The sequence below is a fragment of the Flavisolibacter nicotianae genome (assembly GCF_003628535.1).
Lineage (GTDB): Bacteria > Bacteroidota > Bacteroidia > Chitinophagales > Chitinophagaceae > Flavisolibacter > Flavisolibacter nicotianae.
This window is the reverse complement of sequence record NZ_RBCI01000001.1, coordinates 97,070-122,577: the sequence shown is the minus strand read 5'-3', so window position 1 is coordinate 122,577 and position 25,508 is coordinate 97,070. Positions and strand designations below refer to the sequence as shown.

General features: G+C 50.5%; 26 protein-coding genes and 1 pseudogene. 25 read left to right on the top strand and 2 right to left on the bottom strand.

The features are described from left to right. The first annotated feature begins 63 nt into the window (after nucleotides 1-63). The 13 genes from D6024_RS00470 (at nucleotide 64) to nuoL (ending at nucleotide 11,594) form a co-directional block, all read left to right on the top strand. The gene (locus D6024_RS00470) at nucleotides 64-648 is read left to right on the top strand and encodes an NADH-quinone oxidoreductase subunit B (RefSeq protein WP_121352164.1); all 585 of its coding nucleotides are present in this window, start codon (nucleotides 64-66) and stop codon (nucleotides 646-648) included. A 78-nt stretch (nucleotides 649-726) separates the two neighbouring features. Further along, a complete protein-coding gene (locus tag D6024_RS00465) occupies nucleotides 727-1,305 on the top strand; it encodes an NADH-quinone oxidoreductase subunit C (RefSeq protein WP_121352162.1) in 579 nt (192 codons plus the stop codon). Between the two features lie 78 nt (nucleotides 1,306-1,383). Continuing rightward, complete coding sequence (locus D6024_RS00460; RefSeq protein ID WP_121353424.1) at nucleotides 1,384-2,613, top strand: NADH-quinone oxidoreductase subunit D; 1,230 nt, start codon at nucleotides 1,384-1,386, stop codon at nucleotides 2,611-2,613. Nucleotides 2,614-2,686: 73 nt separating this feature from the next. Further along, nucleotides 2,687-3,193: an NADH-quinone oxidoreductase subunit NuoE gene (nuoE, locus tag D6024_RS00455; protein ID WP_262670687.1), complete on the top strand. Its 507-nt coding sequence runs from the start codon at nucleotides 2,687-2,689 to the stop codon at nucleotides 3,191-3,193. After that, nucleotides 3,193-3,633, top strand: a complete 441-nt coding sequence (locus D6024_RS00450) for a nuclear transport factor 2 family protein (RefSeq protein WP_121352158.1) — start codon at nucleotides 3,193-3,195, stop codon at nucleotides 3,631-3,633. The genes nuoE and D6024_RS00450 overlap by 1 nt, the downstream gene beginning before the upstream one ends. 9 nt (nucleotides 3,634-3,642) lie before the next feature. Then, the gene (locus D6024_RS00445; RefSeq protein WP_121352156.1) at nucleotides 3,643-4,050 is read left to right on the top strand and encodes a VOC family protein; all 408 of its coding nucleotides are present in this window, start codon (nucleotides 3,643-3,645) and stop codon (nucleotides 4,048-4,050) included. A gap of 67 nt (nucleotides 4,051-4,117) precedes the next feature. Continuing rightward, nucleotides 4,118-5,473: an NADH-quinone oxidoreductase subunit NuoF gene (gene nuoF, locus D6024_RS00440; RefSeq protein ID WP_121352154.1), complete on the top strand. Its 1,356-nt coding sequence runs from the start codon at nucleotides 4,118-4,120 to the stop codon at nucleotides 5,471-5,473. 98 nt (nucleotides 5,474-5,571) lie between these two features. Beyond that, nucleotides 5,572-6,741, top strand: a complete 1,170-nt coding sequence (locus D6024_RS00435) for a 2Fe-2S iron-sulfur cluster-binding protein (protein WP_121352152.1) — start codon at nucleotides 5,572-5,574, stop codon at nucleotides 6,739-6,741. Between the two features lie 240 nt (nucleotides 6,742-6,981). Beyond that, on the top strand, nucleotides 6,982-8,025 hold the full coding sequence (gene nuoH, locus D6024_RS00430) for an NADH-quinone oxidoreductase subunit NuoH (protein WP_205573202.1): 1,044 nt from the start codon (nucleotides 6,982-6,984) through the stop codon (nucleotides 8,023-8,025). Nucleotides 8,026-8,096: 71 nt separating this feature from the next. Beyond that, nucleotides 8,097-8,645 (top strand): NADH-quinone oxidoreductase subunit NuoI, encoded by a 549-nt coding sequence (nuoI, locus tag D6024_RS00425; protein ID WP_121352150.1) that lies wholly within the window; start codon nucleotides 8,097-8,099, stop codon nucleotides 8,643-8,645. 15 nt (nucleotides 8,646-8,660) lie between these two features. After that, entirely contained in the window at nucleotides 8,661-9,242 is a 582-nt protein-coding gene (locus D6024_RS00420; protein ID WP_121352148.1) for an NADH-quinone oxidoreductase subunit J family protein, read from the top strand. A gap of 16 nt (nucleotides 9,243-9,258) precedes the next feature. After that, complete coding sequence (gene nuoK, locus D6024_RS00415) at nucleotides 9,259-9,588, top strand: NADH-quinone oxidoreductase subunit NuoK (protein ID WP_121352147.1); 330 nt, start codon at nucleotides 9,259-9,261, stop codon at nucleotides 9,586-9,588. 86 nt (nucleotides 9,589-9,674) lie between these two features. Further along, on the top strand, nucleotides 9,675-11,594 hold the full coding sequence (gene nuoL / locus D6024_RS00410; RefSeq protein WP_121352145.1) for an NADH-quinone oxidoreductase subunit L: 1,920 nt from the start codon (nucleotides 9,675-9,677) through the stop codon (nucleotides 11,592-11,594). A gap of 3 nt (nucleotides 11,595-11,597) precedes the next feature. On the opposite strand, the gene D6024_RS27695 is transcribed toward nuoL, so the two are convergent. After that, the gene (locus D6024_RS27695) at nucleotides 11,598-12,032 is read right to left on the bottom strand and encodes a hypothetical protein (RefSeq protein WP_240409949.1); all 435 of its coding nucleotides are present in this window, start codon (nucleotides 12,030-12,032) and stop codon (nucleotides 11,598-11,600) included. On the opposite strand from D6024_RS27695, the pseudogene D6024_RS27125 reads away from it, so the two are divergent. The 12 genes and pseudogenes from D6024_RS27125 to treZ all read left to right on the top strand — a co-directional run. Beyond that, nucleotides 11,989-12,156 (top strand): annotated as a pseudogene (locus D6024_RS27125) (proton-conducting transporter transmembrane domain-containing protein); the annotation flags it as partial. The gene D6024_RS27695 and the pseudogene D6024_RS27125 sit on opposite strands and share 44 nt — an antisense overlap. 25 nt (nucleotides 12,157-12,181) lie before the next feature. Continuing rightward, entirely contained in the window at nucleotides 12,182-13,150 is a 969-nt protein-coding gene (locus D6024_RS00405; RefSeq protein ID WP_240409890.1) for a complex I subunit 4 family protein, read from the top strand. A gap of 1 nt (nucleotide 13,151) precedes the next feature. After that, the gene (locus tag D6024_RS00400) at nucleotides 13,152-14,519 is read left to right on the top strand and encodes an NADH-quinone oxidoreductase subunit N (RefSeq protein ID WP_121352143.1); all 1,368 of its coding nucleotides are present in this window, start codon (nucleotides 13,152-13,154) and stop codon (nucleotides 14,517-14,519) included. 165 nt (nucleotides 14,520-14,684) lie between these two features. Then, entirely contained in the window at nucleotides 14,685-15,950 is a 1,266-nt protein-coding gene (locus D6024_RS00395) for an ABC transporter permease (RefSeq protein ID WP_121352140.1), read from the top strand. A gap of 194 nt (nucleotides 15,951-16,144) precedes the next feature. Continuing rightward, nucleotides 16,145-17,008, top strand: a complete 864-nt coding sequence (locus D6024_RS00390) for a MotA/TolQ/ExbB proton channel family protein (RefSeq protein WP_121352138.1) — start codon at nucleotides 16,145-16,147, stop codon at nucleotides 17,006-17,008. Nucleotides 17,009-17,067: 59 nt separating this feature from the next. Continuing rightward, nucleotides 17,068-17,739, top strand: coding sequence for an ExbD/TolR family protein (locus tag D6024_RS00385; RefSeq protein ID WP_121352136.1), 672 nt, complete (start codon nucleotides 17,068-17,070; stop codon nucleotides 17,737-17,739). A 19-nt stretch (nucleotides 17,740-17,758) separates the two neighbouring features. Continuing rightward, nucleotides 17,759-18,343, top strand: a complete 585-nt coding sequence (locus D6024_RS00380) for an ExbD/TolR family protein (RefSeq protein WP_121352134.1) — start codon at nucleotides 17,759-17,761, stop codon at nucleotides 18,341-18,343. Between the two features lie 61 nt (nucleotides 18,344-18,404). Beyond that, nucleotides 18,405-19,238: an energy transducer TonB gene (locus tag D6024_RS00375; RefSeq protein ID WP_121352133.1), complete on the top strand. Its 834-nt coding sequence runs from the start codon at nucleotides 18,405-18,407 to the stop codon at nucleotides 19,236-19,238. A 172-nt stretch (nucleotides 19,239-19,410) separates the two neighbouring features. Continuing rightward, nucleotides 19,411-20,796 carry a tRNA uridine-5-carboxymethylaminomethyl(34) synthesis GTPase MnmE gene (gene mnmE, locus D6024_RS00370; protein ID WP_121352131.1) on the top strand — a complete coding sequence of 462 codons (1,386 nt, stop codon included), beginning with the start codon at nucleotides 19,411-19,413 and terminating at the stop codon, nucleotides 20,794-20,796. Between the two features lie 94 nt (nucleotides 20,797-20,890). Beyond that, nucleotides 20,891-21,133, top strand: a complete 243-nt coding sequence (locus D6024_RS00365; RefSeq protein ID WP_121352129.1) for a hypothetical protein — start codon at nucleotides 20,891-20,893, stop codon at nucleotides 21,131-21,133. Nucleotides 21,134-21,310: 177 nt separating this feature from the next. Continuing rightward, nucleotides 21,311-22,915: an alpha-amylase family glycosyl hydrolase gene (locus D6024_RS00360; RefSeq protein WP_205573201.1), complete on the top strand. Its 1,605-nt coding sequence runs from the start codon at nucleotides 21,311-21,313 to the stop codon at nucleotides 22,913-22,915. Nucleotides 22,916-23,023: 108 nt separating this feature from the next. Further along, nucleotides 23,024-24,877, top strand: coding sequence for a malto-oligosyltrehalose trehalohydrolase (treZ, locus tag D6024_RS00355; RefSeq protein WP_205573200.1), 1,854 nt, complete (start codon nucleotides 23,024-23,026; stop codon nucleotides 24,875-24,877). 21 nt (nucleotides 24,878-24,898) lie between these two features. On the opposite strand, the gene D6024_RS00350 is transcribed toward treZ, so the two are convergent. Then, nucleotides 24,899-25,432 carry an LOG family protein gene (locus D6024_RS00350; RefSeq protein WP_240409939.1) on the bottom strand — a complete coding sequence of 178 codons (534 nt, stop codon included), beginning with the start codon at nucleotides 25,430-25,432 and terminating at the stop codon, nucleotides 24,899-24,901. Nucleotides 25,433-25,508: the final 76 nt, after the last annotated feature.

The following is a 25,508-nucleotide window of genomic DNA, read 5'->3' as shown; positions in this document are numbered from 1 at the left end:
TAGGTGAAAGCGGCCGTTGTGGGATGGAAATATTAAATAGTAAATTTTAAATCTTAAATCGTTATGGCTCGTCCAGTTTCGTTTAATATCAAAGAAAAGCCTTTAGAAAAAGACATCAGCATCGTGGATATGCCGGATGGCTACCAGGGTGAAGGCTTTTTTGCCACCAAGCTGAGTGACGTGGTTGGGCTGGCAAGAAAAAATTCTCTTTGGCCGCTTCCCTTTGCCACCAAGTGCTGCGGGATCGAATTCATGGCTACCATGGCTTCACACTACGACCTGGCAAGGTTTGGTGCCGAAAGGGTGGGATTCTCCCCACGGCAATGCGACCTGCTGATGGTGATCGGGCTGATTTCCAAAAAAATGGCTCCGGTGGTAAAGCAGGTGTATTTGCAAATGGCGGAGCCCCGGTGGGTGATGGCGATTGGCGCCTGTGCCTCCAGCGGCGGGATTTTCGACACCTATAGCGTGTTGCAGGGTGTGGACCAGGTGATCCCTGTTGATGTGTATGTGCCGGGCTGTCCGCCCAGGCCGGAAGCCATCCTCGATGGCTTTATGAAAGTACAGGACCTGGTAGGGAAGGAAAGCCTGCGGAGACGAAGCAGCGAGCACTACCAAAAATTGTTAGAGAGTTACGGAATACAGTAATGTGCAAATTTGAAAATAGGCAAATGTGCAACCAGGGCATTTCCGAATTTTCAAATTTTCAAATTTTCAAATTGAAAGATGGCTTTAAGCAACGATTTCATAAAACAACGGCTGCAGGCAATGTTTGGTGAGGATGTGTACAGTTTCGAAGAGCCGCATGGCATGCTTACATTCGAAACAAAGCCCGAGCTGAACCTGAAGGTGATGCAGACTTTATACGATGACCCGCAATTGGGTTTCCAGTTTTTGACGGACCTGACAGCGGTTCATTATCCTGCCTACAAGGGTCGTGAGATCGCCGTTGTTTATCACCTGCACAACCTGGTGGAAAACTGCCGTATCCGCTTCAAGGTGTTTACACCCATTGAAAAGCCGGATGTTGCCAGTGTCACAAAGATTTTTGAAGCCGCCAACTGGCTGGAAAGAGAAGCCTATGATTTCTATGGTGTCAACTTTGTTGGGCACCCGAATTTGAAGCGGATTCAAAACGTGGACGAGATGGATTATTTCCCGCTGCGGAAAGAATACCCACTGGAAGACCAGACCCGCCTTGATAAAGATGATGAGATGTTCGGACGGGGCGGAAGCTTTGACTTTGGTAACCGTCACCCTGATGGCTCACCGATGACCATCCCGGCTGAAGCCAAAAATCCGTAAGAAGTAAAAATTAAAAACTAAAAAGTCAAAAGCAGAGAAGTTCGTTTTTCATTTTGACTTTTGAATTTCGACATAGAAATGTCTACGACAGAAAAACATATCACGCTTCCGGAAGGAAGTATCGAAACAACCACCACGAGGATTAACCTTGGTCCCACCCATCCCGCAACGCATGGCGTGTTCCAGAATATCCTGGAGCTGGATGGCGAACGCATTGTTTCCGCCGAGCAAACGATCGGGTATGTGCACAGGGCCATCGAAAAAATTGCCGAGCGCCGGCCACTGTACCAGATCACGCCCCTCACCGACCGGTTGAACTATTGCTCGTCGCCGATCAACAACATTGGCTGGCACCTGACCTGCGAAAAATTGCTGGGCATTCAGACGCCCAAGCGGGTCGATTATCTCCGCGTCATCATCATGGAGCTGGCACGCATTGCCGATCACCTGATCTGCAATTCGATCGTTGGGGTGGATGCCGGGGCGTACACGGGCTTTTTGTACCTGATGCAATACCGTGAGCTCATTTATGAAATCTGGGAACAGGTTTGCGGTGCCCGTTTGACAACAAACATTGGGCGCATTGGCGGCTTTGAACGGAATTTCAATAGCATCGCTTTCGAAAAGCTGGAGAAGTTTTTGGCCGAATATCCAAAAGCATTGAAGGAATTCGAAAACCTGTTTTTGCGCAACCGCATCTTCATGGAGCGTACCATCGGTGCAGGTCCCATCAGTGCCGAAAGGGCCCTGAACTATGGATTTACCGGTCCCAATCTTCGGGCCGCCGGTGTGGATTATGACGTACGGGTTCACACGCCGTACAGCAGTTACGAGGATTTTGACTTCGTCATTCCGGTGGGCTCTACAGGCGATTGTTATGATCGCTTCATCGTTCGCCAGGAAGAAATGTGGGAGTCGCTGAAAATTATCGAGCAGGCCTATCGCAAGGTGCAGGAATTCAAAGGTGCGGAGGCTGACATTTACCATGCGGATGTTCCGGAGTATTACCTGCCCGAAAAGAAAGACGTGTACACCAAAATGGAGGCGCTCATTTATCACTTTAAAATCATTATGGGAGAAGTGGAAATGCCACCCGGTGAAGTATATCACGCGGTGGAGGGGGCCAACGGCGAATTGGGTTATTACCTGATCAGCGATGGTGGCCGCAGCCCGTACCGGCTCCACATCCGCCGTCCGTGCTTTATTTATTACCAGGCCTACGAAGAACTGGTAAAAGGAAGCATGCTGAGTGATGCCATCATCGTGATGTCTTCGCTCAACCTGATTGCAGGGGAGATGGATGGATAATGTGCAAATATGAAAATGTGAAAATGCTTTGGACAAAGCTCATTTTCACATTTGCTAATTTTCAAATTTTCGAATTAGAGAAATGAATTTTTCAGAAGAAAAACTAAAAAAGGTTCAGGAGATTGTTGCACGGTACCCGGAAGGGAAACAGAAAAGTGCGCTGATCCCTGTTTTGCACATTGCGCAGGAAGAGAACGGCGGCTGGCTGAGTGCGGAAGCCATGGATTACGTGGCAGGCCTCCTGCAACTCACACCCATCGAAGTGTATGAGGTTGCAACGTTTTACAGCATGTATAACCTGAAGCCTGTTGGCCGCTATCTTTTTGAAGTGTGCCAGACAGGTCCTTGTATGCTGAACGGCAGCGATGGCATCATCGATTACATCAGGGAAAAGCTGAACATCAAGGTAGGCGAGACAACGGCCGACGGCCTGTTCACGCTGAAAACGGTGGAATGCCTGGGTGCCTGCGGCTATGCGCCAATGATGCAGATGGGCAAACACTACAAAGAGCACCTGACGAAAGAAAAGGTCGACCAGATCATTGACGAATGCAGGCGTACTGCAGCAACAAATAACTAATGAAGACCCTTTGTTTTGCAATGTGTTTCCTGGTTGCGGCAGCGAGTTGCCTGGCCCAGTCAAAAGACGAAAAGACGCTGATTGATCGGACCTATCTTTTAAGCCACACCGTGTTTGGCACGAAAGACAGTGCGGTGTTGGACGATTTGTTTGCCAGGAAAGCAACCTACGGCCATTCGCACGGGAACCTGCAAACAAGGGAGCAGGCAATCAATGGGATCAGTAAAAACAGATCAACCTACAGCGACACGGCCGTCAGCAATGTGCAGGTCCTGGTGGAGGATGATGCAGCTATCGTCCGGCACCTGTTCAGGGCAAAAGAAAACAAAGCAGACGGCAGCACCACGCCGTTGAATTTTTCAATGATGCTTGTGTGGGTGAAGGAGAAAGGCAAGTGGCGGTTGATGGGCAGACAGGCAGTTTCTCTATCAGACAAATAAAACCAGCATATGCAAATCATTCCTTACATCATTTTTAAAGGCAACTGCGAAGAAGCGTTGAAATTTTACGGCAAAGCCCTGGGTGGCGAAACAGGCCCTATTTCCCGTTATGCGGATGCACCGGAAAACCCGATGGGAATGGATCCGGACAACGTCATGCATACGCATTTTGTCAAGGACGGCAATGTTTTGTTCATGGCTTCCGACGGTCCGGTCGACGCCAGCGATTCGGGTATTGTCAGCCTGAGCCTGGACTTTAAAGACTCCGGGAGTATTCAATCGGCTTTTGCTGCCCTGAGCGACGGCGGAAAAGTGACCATGCCTTTGCAGGATACGTTCTGGGGCGCCACGTTTGGCATGCTGCAAGACCAGTACGGTGTCAAGTGGATGTTCAACTACGACAAGCCGAAGAAGTAAAAATTAAAAAAGTAAAACGTCAAAACGGGGAAATGCCTTTTTGACGTTTGAATTTTGACTTGAATAAATGGGTAGAAAATTATTATTAGAAAACGCACATATCGAGAACATCAGGTTGTATGATGTGTATCGGCAAAACGGTGGTTATGCCGCCGTGGAAAAGGCTTTTAAAATGGCCCCTGCCGATATCGTGGAAGAGGTGAAGAAAAGCGGCCTGCGTGGCCGCGGTGGTGCCGGGTTCCCGACAGGTATGAAGTGGAGCTTCCTGGCCAAGCCGGAAGGCGTTCCTCGTTACCTCGTGTGCAATGCCGATGAATCCGAACCGGGAACCTTCAAAGACCGTTACCTGATGGAATTCATCCCGCACCTGCTGATCGAAGGCCTGATCGTTTCTTCGTTTGCGCTTGGTTCCAACCGCACCTACATCTACATCCGTGGCGAGTACGCCTGGATCGTGGACATCCTGGAGCAGGCTATTGCCGAAGCAAAGGCAGCAGGGTTCCTTGGGAAAAATATCCTGAACACCGGCTTTGACTGTGAGATCTATGTGCAGCGTGGCGCCGGTGCCTATATCTGCGGTGAAGAAACGGCGTTGCTCGAGTCGCTTGAGGGCAAGCGTGGCAATCCCCGTATCAAGCCGCCGTTCCCGGCCGTCAAAGGTTTGTACGGCTGCCCAACTGTAGTGAATAATGTGGAGACCCTGGCTGCTATTGTTCCTATCATGAACATCGGTGGCGAGGAGTATGCAAAAATTGGCGTGGGCCGGTCTACCGGTACCAAGCTGATTTCTGCCTGCGGCAACATCAACAAGCCCGGTATTTACGAGATTGATATGACCATCTCCGTGGAAGAATTCATCTACAGCGATGAATATTGCGGTGGTATTCCCAACGGAAAGAGACTGAAAGCCTGTATCCCGGGCGGTTCGTCTGTTCCCATCCTGCCGGCCAATCTCCTGCTGAAAACAGCCAAAGGTGAGCCGCGGATGATGACCTACGAAAGCCTGGCTGATGGCGGTTTCCCAACCGGTTCGATGATGGGTTCGGGTGGTTTTATCGTGATGGACGAAGACCAGTGCGTGGTGCGTCATACCATGTCGCTGGCCCGTTTCTACCGCCACGAAAGCTGCGGGCAGTGTTCGCCCTGCCGCGAGGGTACGGGTTGGATGGAAAAGATCCTGACCAACATCGAGAACGGAAGGGGCAAGATGAGCGATATCGATCTGCTTTGGGATATCCAGAGCAAGATTGAGGGCAACACCATTTGCCCGTTGGGCGATGCGGCAGCCTGGCCGGTGGCAGCGGCCATTCGTCACTTCCGCGATGAGTTTGAATGGCACGTGACCAACCCCGATGAAGCATTACAAAGAAACTTTGGACTGGCGCATTATGCCGACCCGATCGAAGTAGCGGCAACACCGTGATTGAAAAACGCTGCAAGCCACAAGCTTCTGGCGACAAGCCAGGAGAGACGTGGTAAAGCTTGCAGCTTGGAGCTAATAGCTAAAAGCTTATTCTCATTATGGCTGAAGAAAAAAAATTATTGAAGGTTACTATCGATAACATCACTGTGGAAGTGGAGCCCGGTACCACCATCCTGATGGCGGCCCGCAAGATCGGTGGCGACATTGTGCCGCCAACAATGTGTTATTACAGCAAGCTGCAAAACACCGGTGGTTATTGCCGTACCTGTCTGGTAAGAGTGGCGGCCGGTTCTACCGCCGATCCCCGTCCGATGCCCAAGCTGGTGGCCAGTTGCCGCACGGCGGTGATGGACGGCATGATTGTCGAGAACATTACCAATCCGGCCGTACTGGAAGCACGGAAAGGCGTGGTGGAATTCCTCCTTTTGAACCATCCGCTCGATTGCCCGGTGTGTGACCAGGCTGGTGAGTGCGACCTGCAGGACCTGAGCTACGAGCACGGTGCGGAGGCCACCCGCTACGAGTTCAAGCGCCGGACCTTCGAGCGCATCGATATCGGTCCGTACATCCAGTTGCACATGACCCGTTGCATTCTTTGCTACCGCTGTGTACACACGGCTAACCAGGTAGCGGGTAACCGGGAGCATGGCGTGCTGGATCGAGGCGATCATGCGCAGATCGCAACCTACATTCAAAAATCGTTGGAAAGCCCTATGATCGGCAACGTGATCGACGTTTGCCCCGTGGGTGCGCTGACCGACCGGACCTTCCGCTTCAAAAACCGCGTGTGGTTTACCAAGCCGGTGGATGCCCACCGCGACTGCCCGCACTGTAAGGGTAAAGTACGGCTGTGGATGCGTGGCGACGACGTGCTGCGTGTGACGGCCCGAAAAGACCAGTTTGGCGAAGTGGAAGAATGGATCTGTAACGAATGCCGCTTTGAGAAAAAGCAGGTGAGTGACTGGGTGATCGAAGGCCCGACACGGTTGGACAGGCACTCGGTGATCAATGCCGGTCACTACGAGAAAATAGAAAAACCGCAAGAATTCTTAACGGAAGTGATGCACGGGCATGCGGCGAGGATACTGCTCGATATTCACGCGGTGAGTGATGTGAACATGGTCGACCTGAACGTGATTAACGGACCGGCAACCAACGCTACTTTCAACGGCAATCCAAAAGCCGTGGGAACGAACGTGACGGATGTGAAGGAAGGCAAGGGGAGAAACGTGGCGGGAACGGATTCGACAAATCCGAATACCCCGTAAAGAACAGCAGAACAGACGAACAAGGAACAGAAGAAGGAAGGAGAGAACGCATATGTAAAGACACGCTCCTGGCGTGTCCGATGAAAAATAGAGGAAGAGCGAAAGCGTGTTGAATAGAATTACTGAACGTACAAGAGTGCGACGCAACGGAAGTTGATAAGAGAACGAGTGTTGACAAACAAAAAAATGCTTCAAGTGAAAAGCGACCTGCTTGCAGCTTGCGGCTAACAGCTGATAGCTATGTTACTACAAATTGATTGGTTCATCATTATTGAAAAATTTATCCTGATCGCGGTGATCGTGACCACGGCACTGATCGTGGCCATGTACAGCACCTATGCGGAACGAAAGATCGCGGCGTTTTTGCAGGACCGGAGAGGCCCCAACCGTGCAGGTCCTTTCGGCTTGCTGCAACCGCTGGCCGATGGTGTGAAGTTGTTCATGAAGGAAGAGATCATTCCGTTGACCTCTTCCAAAACGCTATTCATCATGGGACCTTTGCTGGCCATGATTACGGCAACCATGACCAGTGCCGTCATTCCCTGGGGATGGACCATCGACGTAGCCGGCCGCCAGGTGCCGCTGCAGATTGCCGACATCAACATTGGGGTTCTTTACATTTTTGGCGTGGTGAGTTTGGGTGTATACGGGATCATGATCGGGGGCTGGGCGTCGAACAACAAGTTTTCGCTGATCGCCGCTATCCGCGGTGCTTCGCAGATGATCTCGTACGAGCTGGCCATGGGTCTTTCGCTGATCGCGGTGCTGATGCTGGTGGGTGACCTGCGCATGAGCACCATCGTTACGCACCAGGTTCAGCACGGATGGAACATCATTTACCAGCCGTTGGGCTTTTTGATCTTTTTCGTGTGTGCGCTGGCCGAATGTAACCGTACGCCGTTCGACCTTCCGGAAGCGGAGAACGAATTGAACTTTGGTTACCACCAGGAGTATTCGTCCATGAAACTGGGCTTTTACCTGTTTGCCGAATACATCAACATGTTCATCAGCGGCGTGGTGATGTCAACGTTGTTCTTTGGCGGTTACGATATCCCGTTTGTGAACGAAGCGGCCTGGGGACCGCATTGGTGGGTAGGCCTGCTTGGCTTTGCGGCGCTGATGGCGAAGGCTTTTGCATTCATCTTCCTGTTCATGTGGATCCGCTGGACCATCCCGCGTTTCCGCTACGACCAGCTGATGAACCTGGGCTGGAAAGGCTTGCTGCCACTGGCTTTGGTAAACATGCTGATCACGGCCGTGGTGGTTTTGTTGCTGAATAAATAAATCAATTTTTAAACAAAGGATCGTGTAGAACGGCTAATTTTGCGGCCGTTAAACGAAGAAGAGGAACAGCGATGCAAGCATTAACAAATAGAAAAAAACAGGTGGAGCGCAAGCCGATGACGCTGGCGGAAAAACTGTACCTGCCTGCCATCTTCAAGGGCATGGGTATCACGTTTTCGCACCTGTTTAAAAAGAAGCCCACTGTCAGTTACCCGGAAGAAAAACGTCCTTTTTCGGATGTCTTCCGCGGACTTCATATCCTGAACCGCGACGAAGAAGGCCGTGAGCGCTGTACCGCCTGCGGGCTGTGTGCGGTGGCCTGCCCGGCAGAAGCCATCACCATGGAGGCGGCCGAGCGGCAGCCCGGTGAAGAACACCTGTTCCGCGAAGAAAAATATGCCGCCAAATACGAGATTAACATGCTGCGCTGCATCTTCTGCGGGTTGTGCGAAGAGGCCTGTCCCAAAGACGCCATCTACCTGACAAAAACATTTGCGCCTGCCAACTATGGTCGCAAAGGATTTATTTACAAAAAAGACGATCTGCTGATCCCCAATCCGCTAACCGATCCTGAGGGATATGAAAAAGCGAAGGGTACGATTGGAACAGGCATTAAATAATTTAGAACCGACTGCATGGGTATAACACAAATTCTGTTCTGGGCACTGGCCGCCATCGCACTGTTTAGTGCCCTGATGGTCATTACAAGCAAGAACCCTGTCTACAGTGTGCTTTGGCTCATTGTGACCTTCTTCACCATTTCCGGTCATTATCTTTTACTGAATGCGCAGTTTCTTGCCATCGTCAACATCATCGTCTATGCAGGCGCCATCATGGTGCTGTTCCTGTTTGTGATTATGCTGATGAACCTAAGTAAAGACACCGAGCCGCAAAAGAACAAATGGCTCAAACTGGCCGGTGCTGTTGCCGGCGGCTGTTTGCTGCTGGTACTGGTGGCTGCGCTGCGCAACACCGAAACCAGGATGACGGAGTTGGGAAGTGGCAATATCGGGTTGATTCAAAACCTGGGCAATGTGCTTTTCAAAGAGTACGTCGTACCGTTTGAGATTGCCAGCATTTTGTTTTTGAGTGCCATGGTTGGCGCCGTGGTGATTGGTAAACGCGAAAAAAAGCGGGTGGAAGACGAGATCGCCGATGCTGAAGTTGTGAAAACAGAGTTTCATCAAAACGAGCCGTCCGCTTTCCTGAACAGGTAAGAGGTTATATTTTTTTATGGATATCAAGTACTACATCTTTCTTTCAATCGCCCTGTTTGTTATCGGGATTGTTGGCGTGCTGACGCGTCGCAATGCCATCATCATATTTATGTGTATTGAGCTGATGCTGAACTCTGTCAACCTGTTGCTGGTGGCGTTTTCCAAAATGCACCACCTGGCCAATGCAGCGACCAGCGCAACAGCCGGCAGCGAAGGCCAGTTGTTCGTGTTCTTCATCATGGTGGTGGCCGCCGCCGAAGTGAGCGTGGGCCTGGCTATTATCGTGATGCTTTTCCGCAATACACATTCGGTTGATGTGAACTTTTTAAACAGACTAAAACACTAGGAAGCGGCAAGCTATCAGCCGCAAGCTACAAGCCATCCGGTATTTGCTTGCAGCTCGTAGCTTAAGGCTTGCAGCTTTATAAAAACATGAAGAACTTAATTCTACTCATTCCGCTCCTTCCATTCCTGGGATTTTTGATCAATGGTCTGGGCAGAAAATATTTGTCAAAAACACTGATCGGCATTATCGGCAGCGGCGTCATCCTCGGTTCGTTTGCCATCAGCGTTTACGCGTTTCTGAACCTGGGAAAGTTTACCGGCGAAAAAGTCATTTCTTCCAGTGCCAGAATCCTGGGTAACCCGGTTCTTCATTATTACGATTTTATCAAAGTAGGGGCGCTGCGCATTCCGTTCGCCTTCCAGATCGACCAGCTTTCGACCTTGTTCCTTTTGATCATTACCGGTGTCGGCTTTCTGATTCACCTGTATTCGACTGCCTACATGCACGAGGAAAAGCAGGATCACTTCGGACGCTATTTTGCCTATCTCAACCTGTTTGTGTTTTCGATGCTGTTGCTGGTGATGGGTGCCAACTTTGTTATCATGTTCATCGGTTGGGAAGGTGTGGGTCTTTGTTCGTACCTGCTCATCGGTTACTGGTTTAAAAATGTGGACTACACCAAGGCGGCAAAAAAAGCCTTTGTGATGAACCGCATTGGTGACCTGGGCTTTCTGCTGGCCGTGTTCTGGCTGATTGCCAAACTGGGTTCGGTCGATTACAGCTATGTGCTGACTCCGGGAGTGATTGACCGGCTGAGCACCGGCGACATTGTTGGAATTACCTTGCTGCTTTTCCTGGGTGCCACGGGTAAGAGTGCCCAAATCCCTCTTTATACCTGGCTTCCCGATGCGATGGCTGGTCCTACGCCGGTTTCGGCACTGATCCACGCCGCCACGATGGTAACAGCCGGTATCTATATGATTGCTCGCAGCAATCTTTTGTTCTCGGCAGCCCCTTTGACCCTGAATGTGATTGCGATTATCGGTGTGGCCACGGCTTTCCTGGCAGCCACCATTGCCCTGCGGCAGAATGATATTAAAAAAGTGCTGGCTTATTCTACTGTCAGCCAGTTAGGCTATATGTTCCTGGCCTTGGGGACCGGCGCTTATGTCGCTGCCGTTTTCCATGTGATGACGCATGCCTTCTTCAAGGCCCTGTTGTTCCTGGGTTCCGGCTCTGTCATTCATGCCGTTGGCGGACAACAGGACATTCGTTACATGGGCGGCCTGCGTAAAAAACTGCCGGTTACCTATACAACCTTCCTGATCGGCTGTTTGGCCATTGCCGGCATTGCACCGTTTGCCGGCTTCTTTTCCAAAGATGCCATTCTGTTAAGTGCGTTTGCCTCCAACAAAGTTTTATATGCCGTTGGTTTGCTCACGGCTGCGATGACGGCTTTTTATATGTTCCGTTTGCTTTTCATCACGTTTGGCGGAAGCTTCAGGGGAACAGAGGAGCAGGCGCATCACATTCACGAAAGCCCGGCAGCCATGACCATTCCACTGATCATCCTGGCTGTCCTGTCCATCGTTGGCGGTTTTGTCGGCATCCCGGAATTATTCATGCACGGCGGTGAAAAATTGGCTGATTACCTGAGTCCCGTTGTGGCCTCCAAAGAAATACAGGTTGAGCATTCGACAGAATGGATCCTGGTGATCCTTACCACCGTGATTGCCGTTGTCGCGATCATCATTGCCTGGATGCGCTATCGCAGCTACAGGGAAGAACGCAAAACGCCGCTTGCCAGGGCACTCGAGAACAAATGGTACGTGGATGAGATCTACGACGCCATCATTGTAAAGCCGCTGAACAAACTGGGCGCCTTTGTCAACACTGTCATTGAAAGAGGCACCATCGATGCGCTGGTGAACGGGGTGGGCAAGGCCGTGAATTACGGCGGACGCCAGATGCGCTGGTTGCAAAGCGGCCAGGTTGGAAATTACGTGCTGCTAATGGTGATCAGCATGGTGCTGTTGTTTGTGCTGCAGTTCTTCTTAAGAAAGTAAAAATTAAAAAGTAAAAAGCCGGAGCAGCGAAGATCCTTTTGCCAATCGGCTTTTGAATTTTGACTTTGATATGATCGTTTTATCTCTCTTTTTGGTTCCATTGATCGGCGGCTTGCTCTCCTTTTTTATCAAGGAAGAGAAAGGCGTTCGCATCCTGGCACTCGTGGTTTCCCTGGTAACGCTGGTGATCGCAGTTCTGGGAACCCGCTTTATAAAAGCCGAAGACGCCCTGCAATTTTCCACGCCGTGGTTGGGAGGCCTGAACTCTACCTTCTCCCTGAAGCTGGATGGCATGGCGAAGATTCTTTGCCTGTTAACGGCGATCTCGTACCCGGTGATTTTTGTTTCCACCTGGCGCACGTCGTACAGCAAACCCAATAACTTTTTTGCCCTGATGCTGTTGACACAGGCTGGTTTGATGGGGGTCTTTACCTCCATGGATGCCCTGGTGTTTTACTTCTTCTGGGAACTGGCGCTGATCCCTGTGTATTTTCTTTGTTCCGGCTGGGGTGGCGAAAGAAGAATTCCGGTGACGTTCAAGTTTTTCATTTACACTTTTACCGGCTCCGTGCTGATGCCTGGTCGGTTTGTTGTATCTCTATTTTCAAACACCCGATCATTCGTTTTCCATTCAGTCGTTCTACGCCCTGTCTGCATCAAAAAGCTGGAACCAGACCCTTGTTTTCTGGCTCCTGTTTGCAGCCTTTGCCGTGAAAATGCCCATCTTTCCTTTCCACACCTGGCAGCCCGATACTTACGAACAATCACCTACGGCTGTAACAATGGTGTTGAGTGGACTGATGGTGAAAATGGGTGTGTATGGCGTGATCCGCTGGGTGCTGCCCATTGTTTCCACGGCGGCCTATGCCTGGGGAGACGTGGTGTCCACACTCGCTGTTATCGGGATTATCTATGCGTCGATTTTGGCGATCCAGCAAAACGACCTGAAGCGGCTGATCGCCTATTCGTCCATTGCCCACATCGGTATTATGGCGCTGGCCATTTTCTCCGAAACACAATTGGCCCTGCAGGGCGTAATGATGCAGATGTTCAACCACGGCATCAACATCATTGGCCTGTGGATCGTGGTGGAAATGATCGAGCGGCAATTCGGTACCCGCAAGCTTTCTGAACTGGGCGGTATTGCCGCCAAGGCGCCGGCGTTGGCCACCCTGCTCGTGATCATGGCCCTCGCTAATATTTCGCTGCCCTTGACGAATGCCTTTGTCGGGGAGTTCATGATGTTTGCCGGGCTGTTTACCTCTGCTTACAGCAAGTACAATTTTGTGTTTACCGTGTTGGCCCTGTTAAGTATTATCCTTGCTGCCGTCTATACGCTGACGATGGTGCAGAAAGTGTTTTTCGGCCCGGTGAACGAACGGACGGCCAATGCCGTGGACATTCGCCTGAATGAAAAGCTGGCTCTGGCGGCCCTGGTGGTCATCATCTTTGTGCTCGGCGTGTATCCGCAGCCGCTGTTGAACGTTACCAGCGACTATTCTCAAACGATTATAAACAATTCAACAAAGGCGATTTCGCAAGCCTTGGGTCAATAATATGAACGCAATCATTCTTTCGGCTCTTTCGGGTGTGCTCATGATGTTCAGCAGTTTTGCGCTGGGCCGCGGCGCTGTCCGAACACTGGCGCAGGTCCTGTTCTTTCTGGTGGTGGTGGCCACTGTCCTGGAGTTAAGAGGTGTCAGCTTTTTTCACGTCGACACCAGGGGCATGTTGTCGTTTGATCATTTTGCCCTGCTTTTTTCGTTGATCGCATCGGTGTGCACCTGGGTGTATTCGCTTCTTTCCGCGAAAGACATGGAGCGGGTCGGGTCGGATTACGCCGAATATTTTGCGCTGATTTTTTTCATCCTGAGTGGTGTCATCATTTCTGCCGCCTTCCAGTCGTTGCTGATGCTGTTCCTGGGGATCGAGATCATGTCTATCCCGCTGTACATTCTTGCCGGAAGCGACAAGCGCAACCTGAAAAGCAACGAAGCTTCGCTGAAATATTTTTTGATGGGCTCTTTTTCCACCGGCATCATGCTGATGGGAATTGCCCTGGTATATGGTGCGACCGGCACGTTCAGCACGGTCACCATGGGCATAACAGCCGGCAAGGCTCCTGTTTTATTAATCACAGGACTGATGCTGCTCCTGTTTTCGCTTTCGTTTAAAGTATCGGCTGCGCCCTTTCATTTCTGGACGCCGGATGTGTATGACGGTACACCAACCGTGTTTACCTCTTACATGGCAACCGTTGTAAAAGCAGCCGGCTTTATTGCCTTCATGCGCCTTTTCTCCGATGCCTTCCGCGAGATCGGTACCGAATGGAAACTGGTGGCTGCCATTGTCGTTGCCGCTACGTTATTTATCGGGAATATTACCGCGGTATTTCAGCAAAGCGTCAAGCGCATGCTGGCCTATTCGTCGATCGCACAGGCAGGCTTTATGATGCTCGCCGTGTATACGTTAACGGCAGAAGCCAGAGAAGGCTTGCTGCTTTACGCGGCTGCCTATTCACTGGCCACCATCGGAATTTTTGCCGTGCTGGCAAAGATGCGTGACTACACCTTCGACGGTTTCAACGGCTTTGCCAAACAGCAGCCCCTGATTGCCGCTACGCTGGTGGTCTTCCTGCTGTCGCTGGCCGGTATCCCGCTGACCGCCGGGTTTCTTTCCAAGTTTTATATGCTTAAAGCAACCGTGTCCGTGGGCAACGTGTGGTTGGCTGTCTTTGCCGTACTGATGGCAGCCGTTTCGGTTTACTATTATTTCCGACTCATCCAGGCCATGTATTTTAAAGAAGGCAATGCAACGGTCGTCAACATTTCCGCGGGTTTTAAAATCACGCTGGTTGCGGTTGCTGCCGTTACGATCATCCTGGGCGTGTATCCAAACCTGTTGCTGTACTGGCTGTATTTTTAAGAACAGCGAGTCGTAAGTAGCGAGTAGCAAGTAGCCATTTTATTCAAATAATCTTTGCAATAAATAAACCTCCTGAATGTTCAGGAGGTTTTTGTTTTAGGAGAAAAGAATGCATAAAAGTCCACTTGCTCATTACTACTTGTCACTAACTTATCTTCGGACAGCATGAAGCCGGTCGATATTTTTTCGCTTTCCCTGCGCACCATTCGCAGCAACAAGCTTCGAAGCGCCATCACCATTGCCATCATTGCGTTAGGAATTACGGCCTTGGTGGGCATCATCACGGCCATCGAGGCGATGAATCAAAAACTGACCGAGAGTTTTTCCACCATGGGTGCCAACGGGTTTACCATCCGTTCAAAAGAAAGAGGCTTTCGCATCGGGAGACGCGAAATGCAGGTGCGACGAAAAGGAGACAGGCAGGAGAAAAAATCAAACCTTGGTTTGCCCATTACCATGCAGCAGGCCGAAGCCTTCCGTGAACAGTTTTCGTATCCTGCGCTGGTGGGTTTTTCGTGTGCTGCCGGAAATGTATACAGTGTTGCCTCTTCTTCAAAGCAAACCAATCCAACCGTTTCTGTTTTTGGCGGCGACGGGAATTATCTTATCCTGAACGGGAATGAAATTGCAGTTGGCCGGAATTTTACGCGGCAGGAAGAAGGCGCAGGGGCCGGTGTGTGTTTACTGGGATATGATGTGGCAACGAAATTGTATGGAGCGAATGTCGATGCCGCTGTGGGACATGAAGTCCGTGTGCAAAGCGTTCCGTACCGGGTCATTGCCGTCTTGAAAAGCCGTGGTGCCATTTTTGGTTTTAGCCGTGACAACATTGTCATTGTTCCGTATAAAAACCTCGTGCGCAACTTTTCGCATGGCTCTTTTTCCATTGGAATCAAGGCACCGCAGGTAACAAGGGTGGAAGAAGCGATGGGGGAAGCCGAAGGATTGTTTCGCTCCGTACGCCAACTGGCCGTAACCGAGGAGGCCAATTTTGTGCTGGAACGAAGCAATAGCATTGCCGAAAAAGCCATCAACAGCTTACGTTACCTGACGGCGGCTGTTACATTAATTGGACTGATAACATTAACCGGCGCAGCCATTGGGCTTATGAATATTATGCTGGTGGCCGTTGCGGAGCGAACCAAAGAAGTGGGGCTGTTGAAAGCCATCGGGGCAAAGAAGAGCAGCATCCGCTGGCAGTTTTTAACGGAGGCATTGATGATCAGTTTAGTTGGGGCATTAATTGGCGTAGGTGCCGGCATTGCACTGGGCAATTTATTTGGCGTGTTGTTGCAAACCCGTTTTGTGATTCCCTGGAACTGGATCGTTTATGGAATAGCTCTTTGTTCAGGGGTTGGATTTGCAGCAGGAATATACCCCGCAGTAAAAGCCGGAAACCTAAACCCCATCGAGGCTCTGCGCTATGAATAAGCCGGAATTTTTAGCAGAGAAAAAAGCATTTTACTGTTGAACTTCTTAACTTTAGCAACCTTTGATTACCGGAAGAAACCGCTCGGAGATAAAAAAATAAAACGGGGTAAACAATCAATTCATTTTTTTCAGTAGAATTGTGCATTCAACAACGCAATATTTTCTTAAAATTTCAAAAACTAAAATTTACAATCATGGCAGAGTCTAGACCGACTGCAACATCAACAGTGAAGGCGACAACATCCGTTCAAGCGAAGAAATCAAGCAATGCAATCTCCTGGCTGGCGCCGATTATTTGTCTCATTGCCGGTTATTTGATCTGGCGTTTCATTCTGGGTAACCCTGCCGGTTTTAGCGCACCCGATCCTGCTGGCGGTTTTTGGCCTCGTCACAAAGGACCCAAAGGCGCCTTGAACGGTATCTATGAAGGTGGTATCATCGTTCCCCTTCTGATTGGTATGTTGTTGATGGTAATTACATTTTCCATTGAGCGTTTCCTCACGATCAGTAAGGCACTCGGCAAAGGAAATATTTCTGATTTCATCCGCAGAGTACAGTATCACCTGGCCAACCGCAACATCGATGCTGCCCTGGCTGAGTGCGACAAGCAACGCGGCTCTGTAGCCAATGTAATGAAGGCTGGTTTGCGTCGTTACAAAGAGATGACAACCAATACCGAGTTCAACCTGGAGCAAAAAGTGGCTTCTATCCAGCAGGAAGTGGAAGAAGCAACAGCACTTGAACTGCCCATGCTGCAAAAGAACCTGGTGTTCCTGTCGACAATTACCTCTGTGGGTACCCTCGTTGCCCTGTTGGGTACGGTAATGGGTATGATCCGTTCGTTCTCTGCCCTTGGTGCTGAAGGTGGTGGCGGTAACTCCGGCGAACTGGCCGTTGGTATCTCCGAGGCCCTGTACAACACAGCCCTGGGTATCGGTACATCGGCCCTGGCCCTGATCATGTACAACGTCTTCACAACAAGAATTGACAGCATCACTTATGGTATTGACGAAAGCGGTTTCACTTTAACACAGTCTTTTGCTTCTTTATACAAATAAGAAGTGACCTGTTTGTGGAATAAACAAACCTTTTTTCTCTCAATACAAAATATTCAGATATGCCAAGTGTAAAAATGCCAAGAAAAAGCACGGATACGGATATGACGCCCTTTGTGGACGTCGCCTTCCTGATCCTGTCTTTTTTTATCATGGCAACCAAGTTCAAACCACCGGAGCCACTGAAGATCACAACGCCAAAGTCTGTTTCTTCGCAAAAGCTGGAAGAAAAAGATGCGATCATGATCCAGTTTGACTCTTCGGGTAAGGTTTACCTGAGTGTGAACCTTCCAAAGAAAGAAGATGAAAATTTGAAGAAGGACTTTATCAGCCGGCTCAATAACGATGCTAAACTGGGACTTTCCGATAACGAGATGAACAAGTTTGTCAAAAATTCAATGGTGGGATCACCGTTGAACGAATTGAAAGCCCTGTTCGCTCTTCCCATTAACGAATGGGATAAGGTAAAGCAAAAAGGCATCCCTGTCGATTCGGCCAATAACGAGCTTTCCCGCTGGATGAGCGCCGTTAGCCAGACATTCCAGGGACACCCGGTCGACATCATGATCAAAGGCGATAACAACGCCAAGTATCCTGAGTTCAAAGGAGTCATTGATGCGCTGCGTTTCAACCAGATCTTTAAATACAAGCTGATCACCGATCCGAGAGGCGTTCCGGTGGGAAGCGAATTGTACAAGATCCGTGAAGCCGGCGGCAAAGAAGATCAATCTTAACACCTAAAAACAAGTTTATATGGCATCAATAGATAGCGGCGGTGGCGATAGTGGCCATAAGAAAGGGCCTGGGGTGAAAAAAGCCAAAAAGCTTTCTACCCGTGTTGACATGACACCCATGGTGGACCTTGGTTTCCTGCTTATTACGTTCTTCATCTTTACAGCGACGATGAGCACACCAACCACGATGCGCCTGATTATGCCGAAGGATGAAAAGAATCCGGAAAACCAAACCGAAGTAAAAGAATCGGGTGCCCTGACCATCCTGATGGGAAAGAGCAATGGGGTTTATTATTACGAGGGACAGTTGAAGCCGGATGGTTCAAATTTCATGAGCACCACCTATGCTGACATTCGGAACGTCATTCAAAAGAAAAGAACCGATGTCATGCAGTTGGGCAGAAGCCTCGGTTACGCAAAGGATTCGGCCGACAAGGACATGGTTGTGGTGATCAAGCCAAACGCGGAAGCCACCTATAAAAACACGGTGGACATCCTGGATGAAATGACCATCAACAACATCAAGCGTTTCGCCCTTGTTGATATTTCCGAACCCGAAAAACAAGCGATTACACTGACCGAACAACGCAATGGGGTCAAGTAAAAATTGAACAGTTTTTGTGGAAACTGTCAGTAAGTCGCATCTAATTACAAACAACGAAAAAATGGAAGCAAATAAAATTTTACAGGCCGATCTGCTGGATTTGCTTTTCGAGGACCGGAACAAAGATTACGGTGCCTACGAGTTGCGAAGAAAGTACAATAAGCGCATTACACTGGCGCTTGTGATTACTGCTGGTATTGGGTTGGCTATCGTATTGGCTTCATTTCTGTCGAGTGCGCTGGCTTCGAAGAAAGACGATACGGTAGAAGTGCGTGATGTTGTGGTGCAAAACATCCAGGAAGAAGCACCGCCGCCACCACCGCCACCACCACCGCCACCAAAAGCTCCACCGCCACCGCAACTGGAAACGGCGAAGTTTACACCACCGGTGATCAAGAAAGACGAAGAAGTAAGGCAGGAAGAAATTCCGCCGATTGAGAAACTGGAGGAGGTGCAGGTAGCCGAGAAAAGCCAGGAAGGTGCGAAAGACGAAGGTCTGTTGAATGCGCCCCCGGTAGTGGACAAGGGTACGCAGGTGGTTGAAACCAAACCCGTGGAAGACGAGAACAAGGTATTTGAAAAGGTGGAAATCGAAGCCAGCGTGAACGTGGCGCAATGGCGCCGTCACCTGGAAAGCCAATTGCAGCGTTACATTGAAGATGCTGCGTCATCTGGCATGAACCCCGGTACCTATACCGTTAACGTTCGCTTCCTCGTGGAAAAAGACGGTAGCATCACCGATGTAAGAGCCCTGAACGATCCGGGTAGCGGTCTGGCACAAGGTGCCGTAGAAGTGGTAAAGAGGGGTCCGAAATGGAGCCCGGGTGAGCAGAACGGCCGCAAGGTGCGTTCCTACCACACACAGCCAATTACATTTGTAATCCAGGAACAATAAGCTTTTTCATACGAATGACGAAACCCCTGCCTCCGGCGGGGGTTTTTTATTGGCAAACGGCAACCAAATGGATTGTTGCATTGTAAGAAAAGCTTTGTTCATGCGGTGTCCTTAATCATTTGTCCATTGCTTGTTGCCCGTTGGTCTCTCTGTCCTTTCTTACTTTTGGCCCATGAGTTTACACCTTTCCGGATGGGACGATACGATTGTAGCCCTGGCTACGCCGCCAGGCATTGGCGCTTTGGGAATCATTCGTCTGAGCGGCAACAAGGCAATCGACGTGGTGAATGCGCTGTTCCCCTCGAAAGACCTGCACGCACAACCCTCGCATACCCTGCATGTGGGTTACCTGCGCAGCCAGGAACAAACACTGGACGAAGTGGTGGTTTCGCTCTACAAATCGCCCCGCTCGTATACCGGCGAAGACATCGTGGAGATCAGTTGCCACGGCTCGCCGTTTATCCACCAGCAGGTCATCCAGGCCTGCCTGCAAACCGGTGCACGGCTGGCCAAGCCCGGCGAATTTACCCAGCGTGCATTCCTGAATGGAAAGCTGGATCTTACCCAGGCAGAAGCCGTTGCCGATCTGATTGCCAGCAATACGGAAGCCTCGCACCGGACGGCGTTGAACAATATTCGCGGAGGCTTTTCGCATTCGCTGAAAGAGCTGCGTGAACAACTGGTCCGGTTTTCGGCATTAATTGAACTGGAGCTGGATTTTTCGCAGGAAGACGTCGAGTTTGCTGATCGCTCACAGTTGCGAAACCTTGTGCACAATGCACGGAACCATACGCAGCTTTTGCTGCAATCATTCCAGTTGGGCAACGTGATCAAAAACGGTGTAAGTGTTGCCATCATTGGAAAACCCAACGCTGGTAAATCGACCTTGCTGAATGCCTTGCTGAATGAAGAAAGAGCAATCGTCAGCGAAATACCCGGCACGACGAGAGACACGATCGAGGAAGTGATCAATATTGATGGAATTCTGTTCCGTTTGATTGATACGGCCGGTATCCGTGCCCACGCCGCTGATGTCATCGAATCAGTTGGCATCGAACGAAGCCTTGAAAAAATGAAACAGGCGGATGTGGTGCTCTACCTGTTCGATGTCAACGAAACCCCGCCGGCTGAATTGGAGAAGACCGTGGCCGACATGCAGGCACAGGCCATTCACCCGTTGCTGGTGGCCAATAAAGTGGACCTGCTGGATGAAGCGGACGTGCGGCAAAAATTCCTTCACGTGGCCGGTATCCTGTTTGTCTCCGCCAGATCGGGTTTGCACCTCGAAGTATTGAAAGAACGAATGGTGGATACCGTGTTGCACGATAAAGTAAAAAACGAAAGTGTGATCGTTACCAATGCCCGGCATTACCATGCACTGCAGGAGGTCTACACGTCTTTGACCGATGTTGCGGAAGGCCTGGTGAACAATATTCCGGGTGATTTGCTCGCACTGGATATCCGGCGTTGCCTGCACTACCTGGGTTTGATCACCGGCGAGGTGTCGAACGACGACTTGCTGGATTACGTGTTCAGTAAGTTTTGTATCGGAAAATAATCTTTTTCACAGAGGCGAAGGCAAACCACAAGGTAGTTTGCCTGGATGTCGATTGATGGCATAGAATTTACCGGCATTTACCAAACGCAGTGCTATGCCCGCAGAGCAAACCAATAATTCCCCGGCGAATCAAAACGAGAACAATCTTTCGGCTCCTACCGGGAATGCCAGCAATCCTTCACCGCAGGAAAACAATTTTGCGTCTCCCGGGAGATCACAACTTTTGGGCAAAGAGGCAGAAACCTACCTGCGAGAAGCGGGTAATATCGAAGACCTGCCCGATGCAAACGATCAGGCCGAAGCAGACGATACGACAAAGAGAGAAAGTAAACTGTAAATCGCTGATCTGGTCTTTTCCCAATATTTCCATCTCTTCGGCGATCCTGTTTGCACAAACCGGCAATCCCGCCAGGTGCCGTGACCGCTTTGGCTTGGCATAAATTTTACGGAAGCATGCAGGTATGTCTTCATTGACAAGACATCCGTTCGTTCACACAACTAAGACAAAAACATCGTGGAAAAACAAACATATCCCTGGTGGCAGACAGGCATTCTCTACCAGATTTACCCCCGTTCGTTTCAGGATAGCAATGCAGATGGCATTGGCGATTTAAAGGGCATCCTGCAGCGGCTGGATTACCTGCAGTGGCTGGGCGTCGACGGTATCTGGATATCGCCCATCTATCCTTCGCCTATGGCCGATTTTGGATACGACATCGCCGACTATACAGGCATTCATCCCATCTTTGGTTCGATGCCGGATTTCGACGAATTGCTCCGGCAGGTGCATGCACGGGGCATGAAACTGATTTTGGATCTTGTGCCGAATCACACCTCCGATCAGCACCCCTGGTTTTTAGAATCCCGTTCTTCCCGCGACAATCCCAAACGTGACTGGTACATTTGGAAAGATGCCTGTGACGACGGTACTCCGCCCAACAACTGGCTGTCTGTTTTTGGCGGCAGCGGCTGGGAGTGGGATGAGGCGACAGGTCAGTATTACTACCATGCTTTTCTCAAAGAGCAGCCCGACCTGAACTGGCGCAATCCGGAGGTCCAAAAAGCCATGTTCGACGTGATGAAATTTTGGCTGGATAAAGGCGTGGATGGTTTCCGGGTGGATGTAATGTGGCATATGATCAAGGATGGCCAGTTTCGCGATAATCCAATCAACCCATCTTACCAGTCGCACCAGGCAACCTACGAGAAACTGTTCCCGGTTTACTCCACGGATCAACCCGAAGTACACGATATCGTTCAGCAAATGCGCCGGGTGCTCGACGGGTACAGCGACAGGATGATGATTGGCGAGATTTACCTGCCCATTCACAAACTGATCACGTATTACGGTCCGCAAAACAATGGCGCCCACCTGCCCTTTAATTTCATGCTGTTGAACATTCCGTGGGAACCTTTGCTTATCGCGGGGGCAATTGCCGAATACGAAGGTGCATTGCCCGCCGGTGCCTGGCCCAACTGGGTTTTGGGTAACCACGACCAGCCCCGGATTACCAGCCGTGTCGGCCTTCAGCAGTCGAAAATTGCCGCCATGCTTTTGCTGACACTGCGCGGCACGCCGACGATTTATTACGGCGATGAAATCGGGATGGTCGATGTTCCAATTCCACCCAACGAAGTGCAGGATCCGCAGGGGCTGAACATGCCCGACAAGAATCTCAGTCGCGATCCGTCGCGAACACCCATGCAGTGGGACAGGAGCGATTGGGCTGGCTTCTCTACAGCAAGGCCCTGGCTTCGGCTAAACGCAGCCTTTAAACGTACGAACGTGGAAAAGCAGAAAGACGATCCTTACTCGCATCTGGCGCTTTACCGGCGACTCATTGAACTCCGCCAGGGCGAACCTGCACTGATGACAGGTACGTTCAGCCCGGTTTATGCAGATCACCAGGCCATGGCCTTTATTCGCGAAGCACCTTCTGCCAAATCGTTTTTAGTGGTGTTAAACATGAGCCACCGGCCTTGTTACCTGCATATCCAGCACCGTCACGTCAGTGGAACAGTTGTTTTGTCCACGTCTATGGAACTGGAAGGGACAGTCGTATCCGAACGGATCAATCTCGGTGGTGACGAGGGGATTATTGTCGCTCTCGACACATGATACGCCGGGCCTTGAAAATGATCGGCAGCACGTGCAACAGGAAATGTCATTTCAAGATGATATCTCCGGGAGAATTTTTTGACGGATATTTTTAAAATAACCCTGTTTGTGAACGAAACAACGCCACCGCTTTTTTCTGTAAGAAAAGATAACCGCACCGATTTTACCGTGTGGGCACCGCTTAAGGAAAGCATGATTCTTCATCTCGTCTATCCAACCGATGAGAACCAGGCAATGACAAAAGACGAGCAGGGCTATTGGCGAGTCTCGGTTACGGACCTGCCACCGGATGCCCGTTACTTTTTTCGTCCTGATGACGAAGGAGATTTTCCCGATCTGGCTTCCGGTTTTCAGCCCGACGGCGTACACGGTCCTTCGCAAGTTGTGGATCATGCGGCCTTTGCCTGGCACGACGCGGACTGGCAAGGCCTGCCGATGGAAGATCTTGTTCTTTACGAAGTGCATGTGGGCACCTTTACAACCGAGGGAACATTTGAGGCGATGATACCAAGGCTCGACGAATTAAAAGCACTTGGCATCAATGCACTGGAACTGATGCCGGTGGCGCAGTTTCCCGGATGCCGTAACTGGGGGTATGACGGCGTGTTTCCCTATGCGGTGCAACACTCTTACGGCGGTCCGGATGGATTAAAAAAACTGGTGGATGCCTGTCATCAAAAAGGCATTGCGGTTTTTCTTGATGTCGTGTACAACCACCTGGGCCCGGAAGGAAATTATTTTTCATCGTTCGGTCCCTATTTCACCAACCGTTACTGCACACCCTGGGGTGATGCCATCAACTTTGACGGCGAATGGAGCGACGGGGTAAGGGCATATTTTGCCGGCAATGCCGTTTACTGGTTCGAACAGTTTCATCTCGATGGCCTTCGTTGCGATGCTATCCACGCGGTTTACGACAACGGCGCCGTCCATTTTTGGGAACTGGTGCACCAGAAGATCAGGGAAAAAGAAATTGAGCTAGGTCGTCCGTTTCACCTGATAGCAGAAAGTGACCTGAACAGCCCTCGGGTGGTAAAAGATCCGGCGGACGGCGGTTACGGTTTCTCGGCGCAATGGCTCGATGATTTCCACCATGCCCTGTATGTGTTGCTGAACGAAGAGGACAAGGACCGCTATTATGATTTTGGCTCACTGCCACAGGTGGCCAAGGCCTACAAGGATGGTTTTGTACACAGCGGTGAGTGGGTCAAATTTCGCAAGCGCAAACATGGTGCGTCTTCAGCCGGCGTTCCGGGGGAGAAATTTGTTGTGTTCAACCAAAATCACGACCAGGTAGGCAACCGGGTGAACGGTGAGCGTTTGTGCATGCTGGTGGATGGTGAACGGGTGAAGCTGGCCGCCGCCGCGATCCTTCTTTCGCCCTATATTCCCCTGTTGTTCATGGGAGAGGAATATGCCGACGACAGCCCGTTTTTTTATTTTGTCTCGCATTCCGATCCCGACCTGGTAAAAGCAGTCCGCAAGGGGCGGAAAGAAGAATTCAAAGACTATGGATTTACCACCGAGCCACCCGATCCACAGGCGGAGCAAACATTCAACGACTCCAAACTGCGGTGGGAGGAACGGGCCAAAGGACACCACCGCGTGGTGCTGCAGTGGTATGCGGCCTTGCTGAAATTGCGACGGGAACATCCTGCACTGAAAAATTTCAACAAGGACAGCGTTGCGGTCGATGTGTTGGAAGAGCGGGGATTTGTTTTGCAACGGCAAAGCGTGGCCGGCACCGAAAACCTTTTTTGTTTGTTCAATCTTTCTGCCAAACCACTTTTGTACGCCCTGCCAATTACATTGCAAACGGCGGTAAAAAAACTCGACTCAAGAGATGCGTCGTGGCAGTTGCAGGAAGCTGGTCATACAGCCGGACCAGAAACCCTGCAGCCAGGCGAAACGATTTCCCTTGAGCCATGGTCTGTTCTTGTGTACGAAGTGTTGTCTTCCTAGCACCTTTTTTGCGCTGCGTTTTTACAAATGTTGCAGCAGGTCTGAAGGGGTATTTAGCAGAATCAGTTTTTCCTCCAGTTTTCCATAGAGGAAACCTTCTTCGCTCATCGTTTGCATGTGCGCAAACAGGTGGTTGTAAAAGCCGCCCGTGTTCAGGATAAAGATTTTTTTATCGTGAATGGCAAGCTGGTTCCAGGTCAGGATCTCAAAAAGTTCGTCCAGCGTTCCGAACCCGCCGGGGAGAATGACAGCGCCATCGCACAGTTCATAGAGCTTGCGTTTGCGCACATGCATGTCCTCCACCACAAACAACTCGCTGATCGCATCGTGCTGGTGTTCCCATTCGACCAGCACCTGCGGAATAACGCCACGCACGATGCCGCCGCTTTTCATCACCGTATCAGCCACGACTCCCATCAGCCCGCTTTTGCCTCCTCCGTAGATCAGTTCAATCTTTTCCTGTGCTAAAATTCCGGCCAGTGCCACTGCGTCCTGTTCGAACAATTCATTCCTGCCCGTTTTGCTGCCACAGAAAATTGCCAGTTTCTTAATCATCACGCTTCGTATTTTGTGCCGCAAATGGAAAACAATTTTTCCGATCTTCAAAAAAACGGACCCATTTGAAACGGGT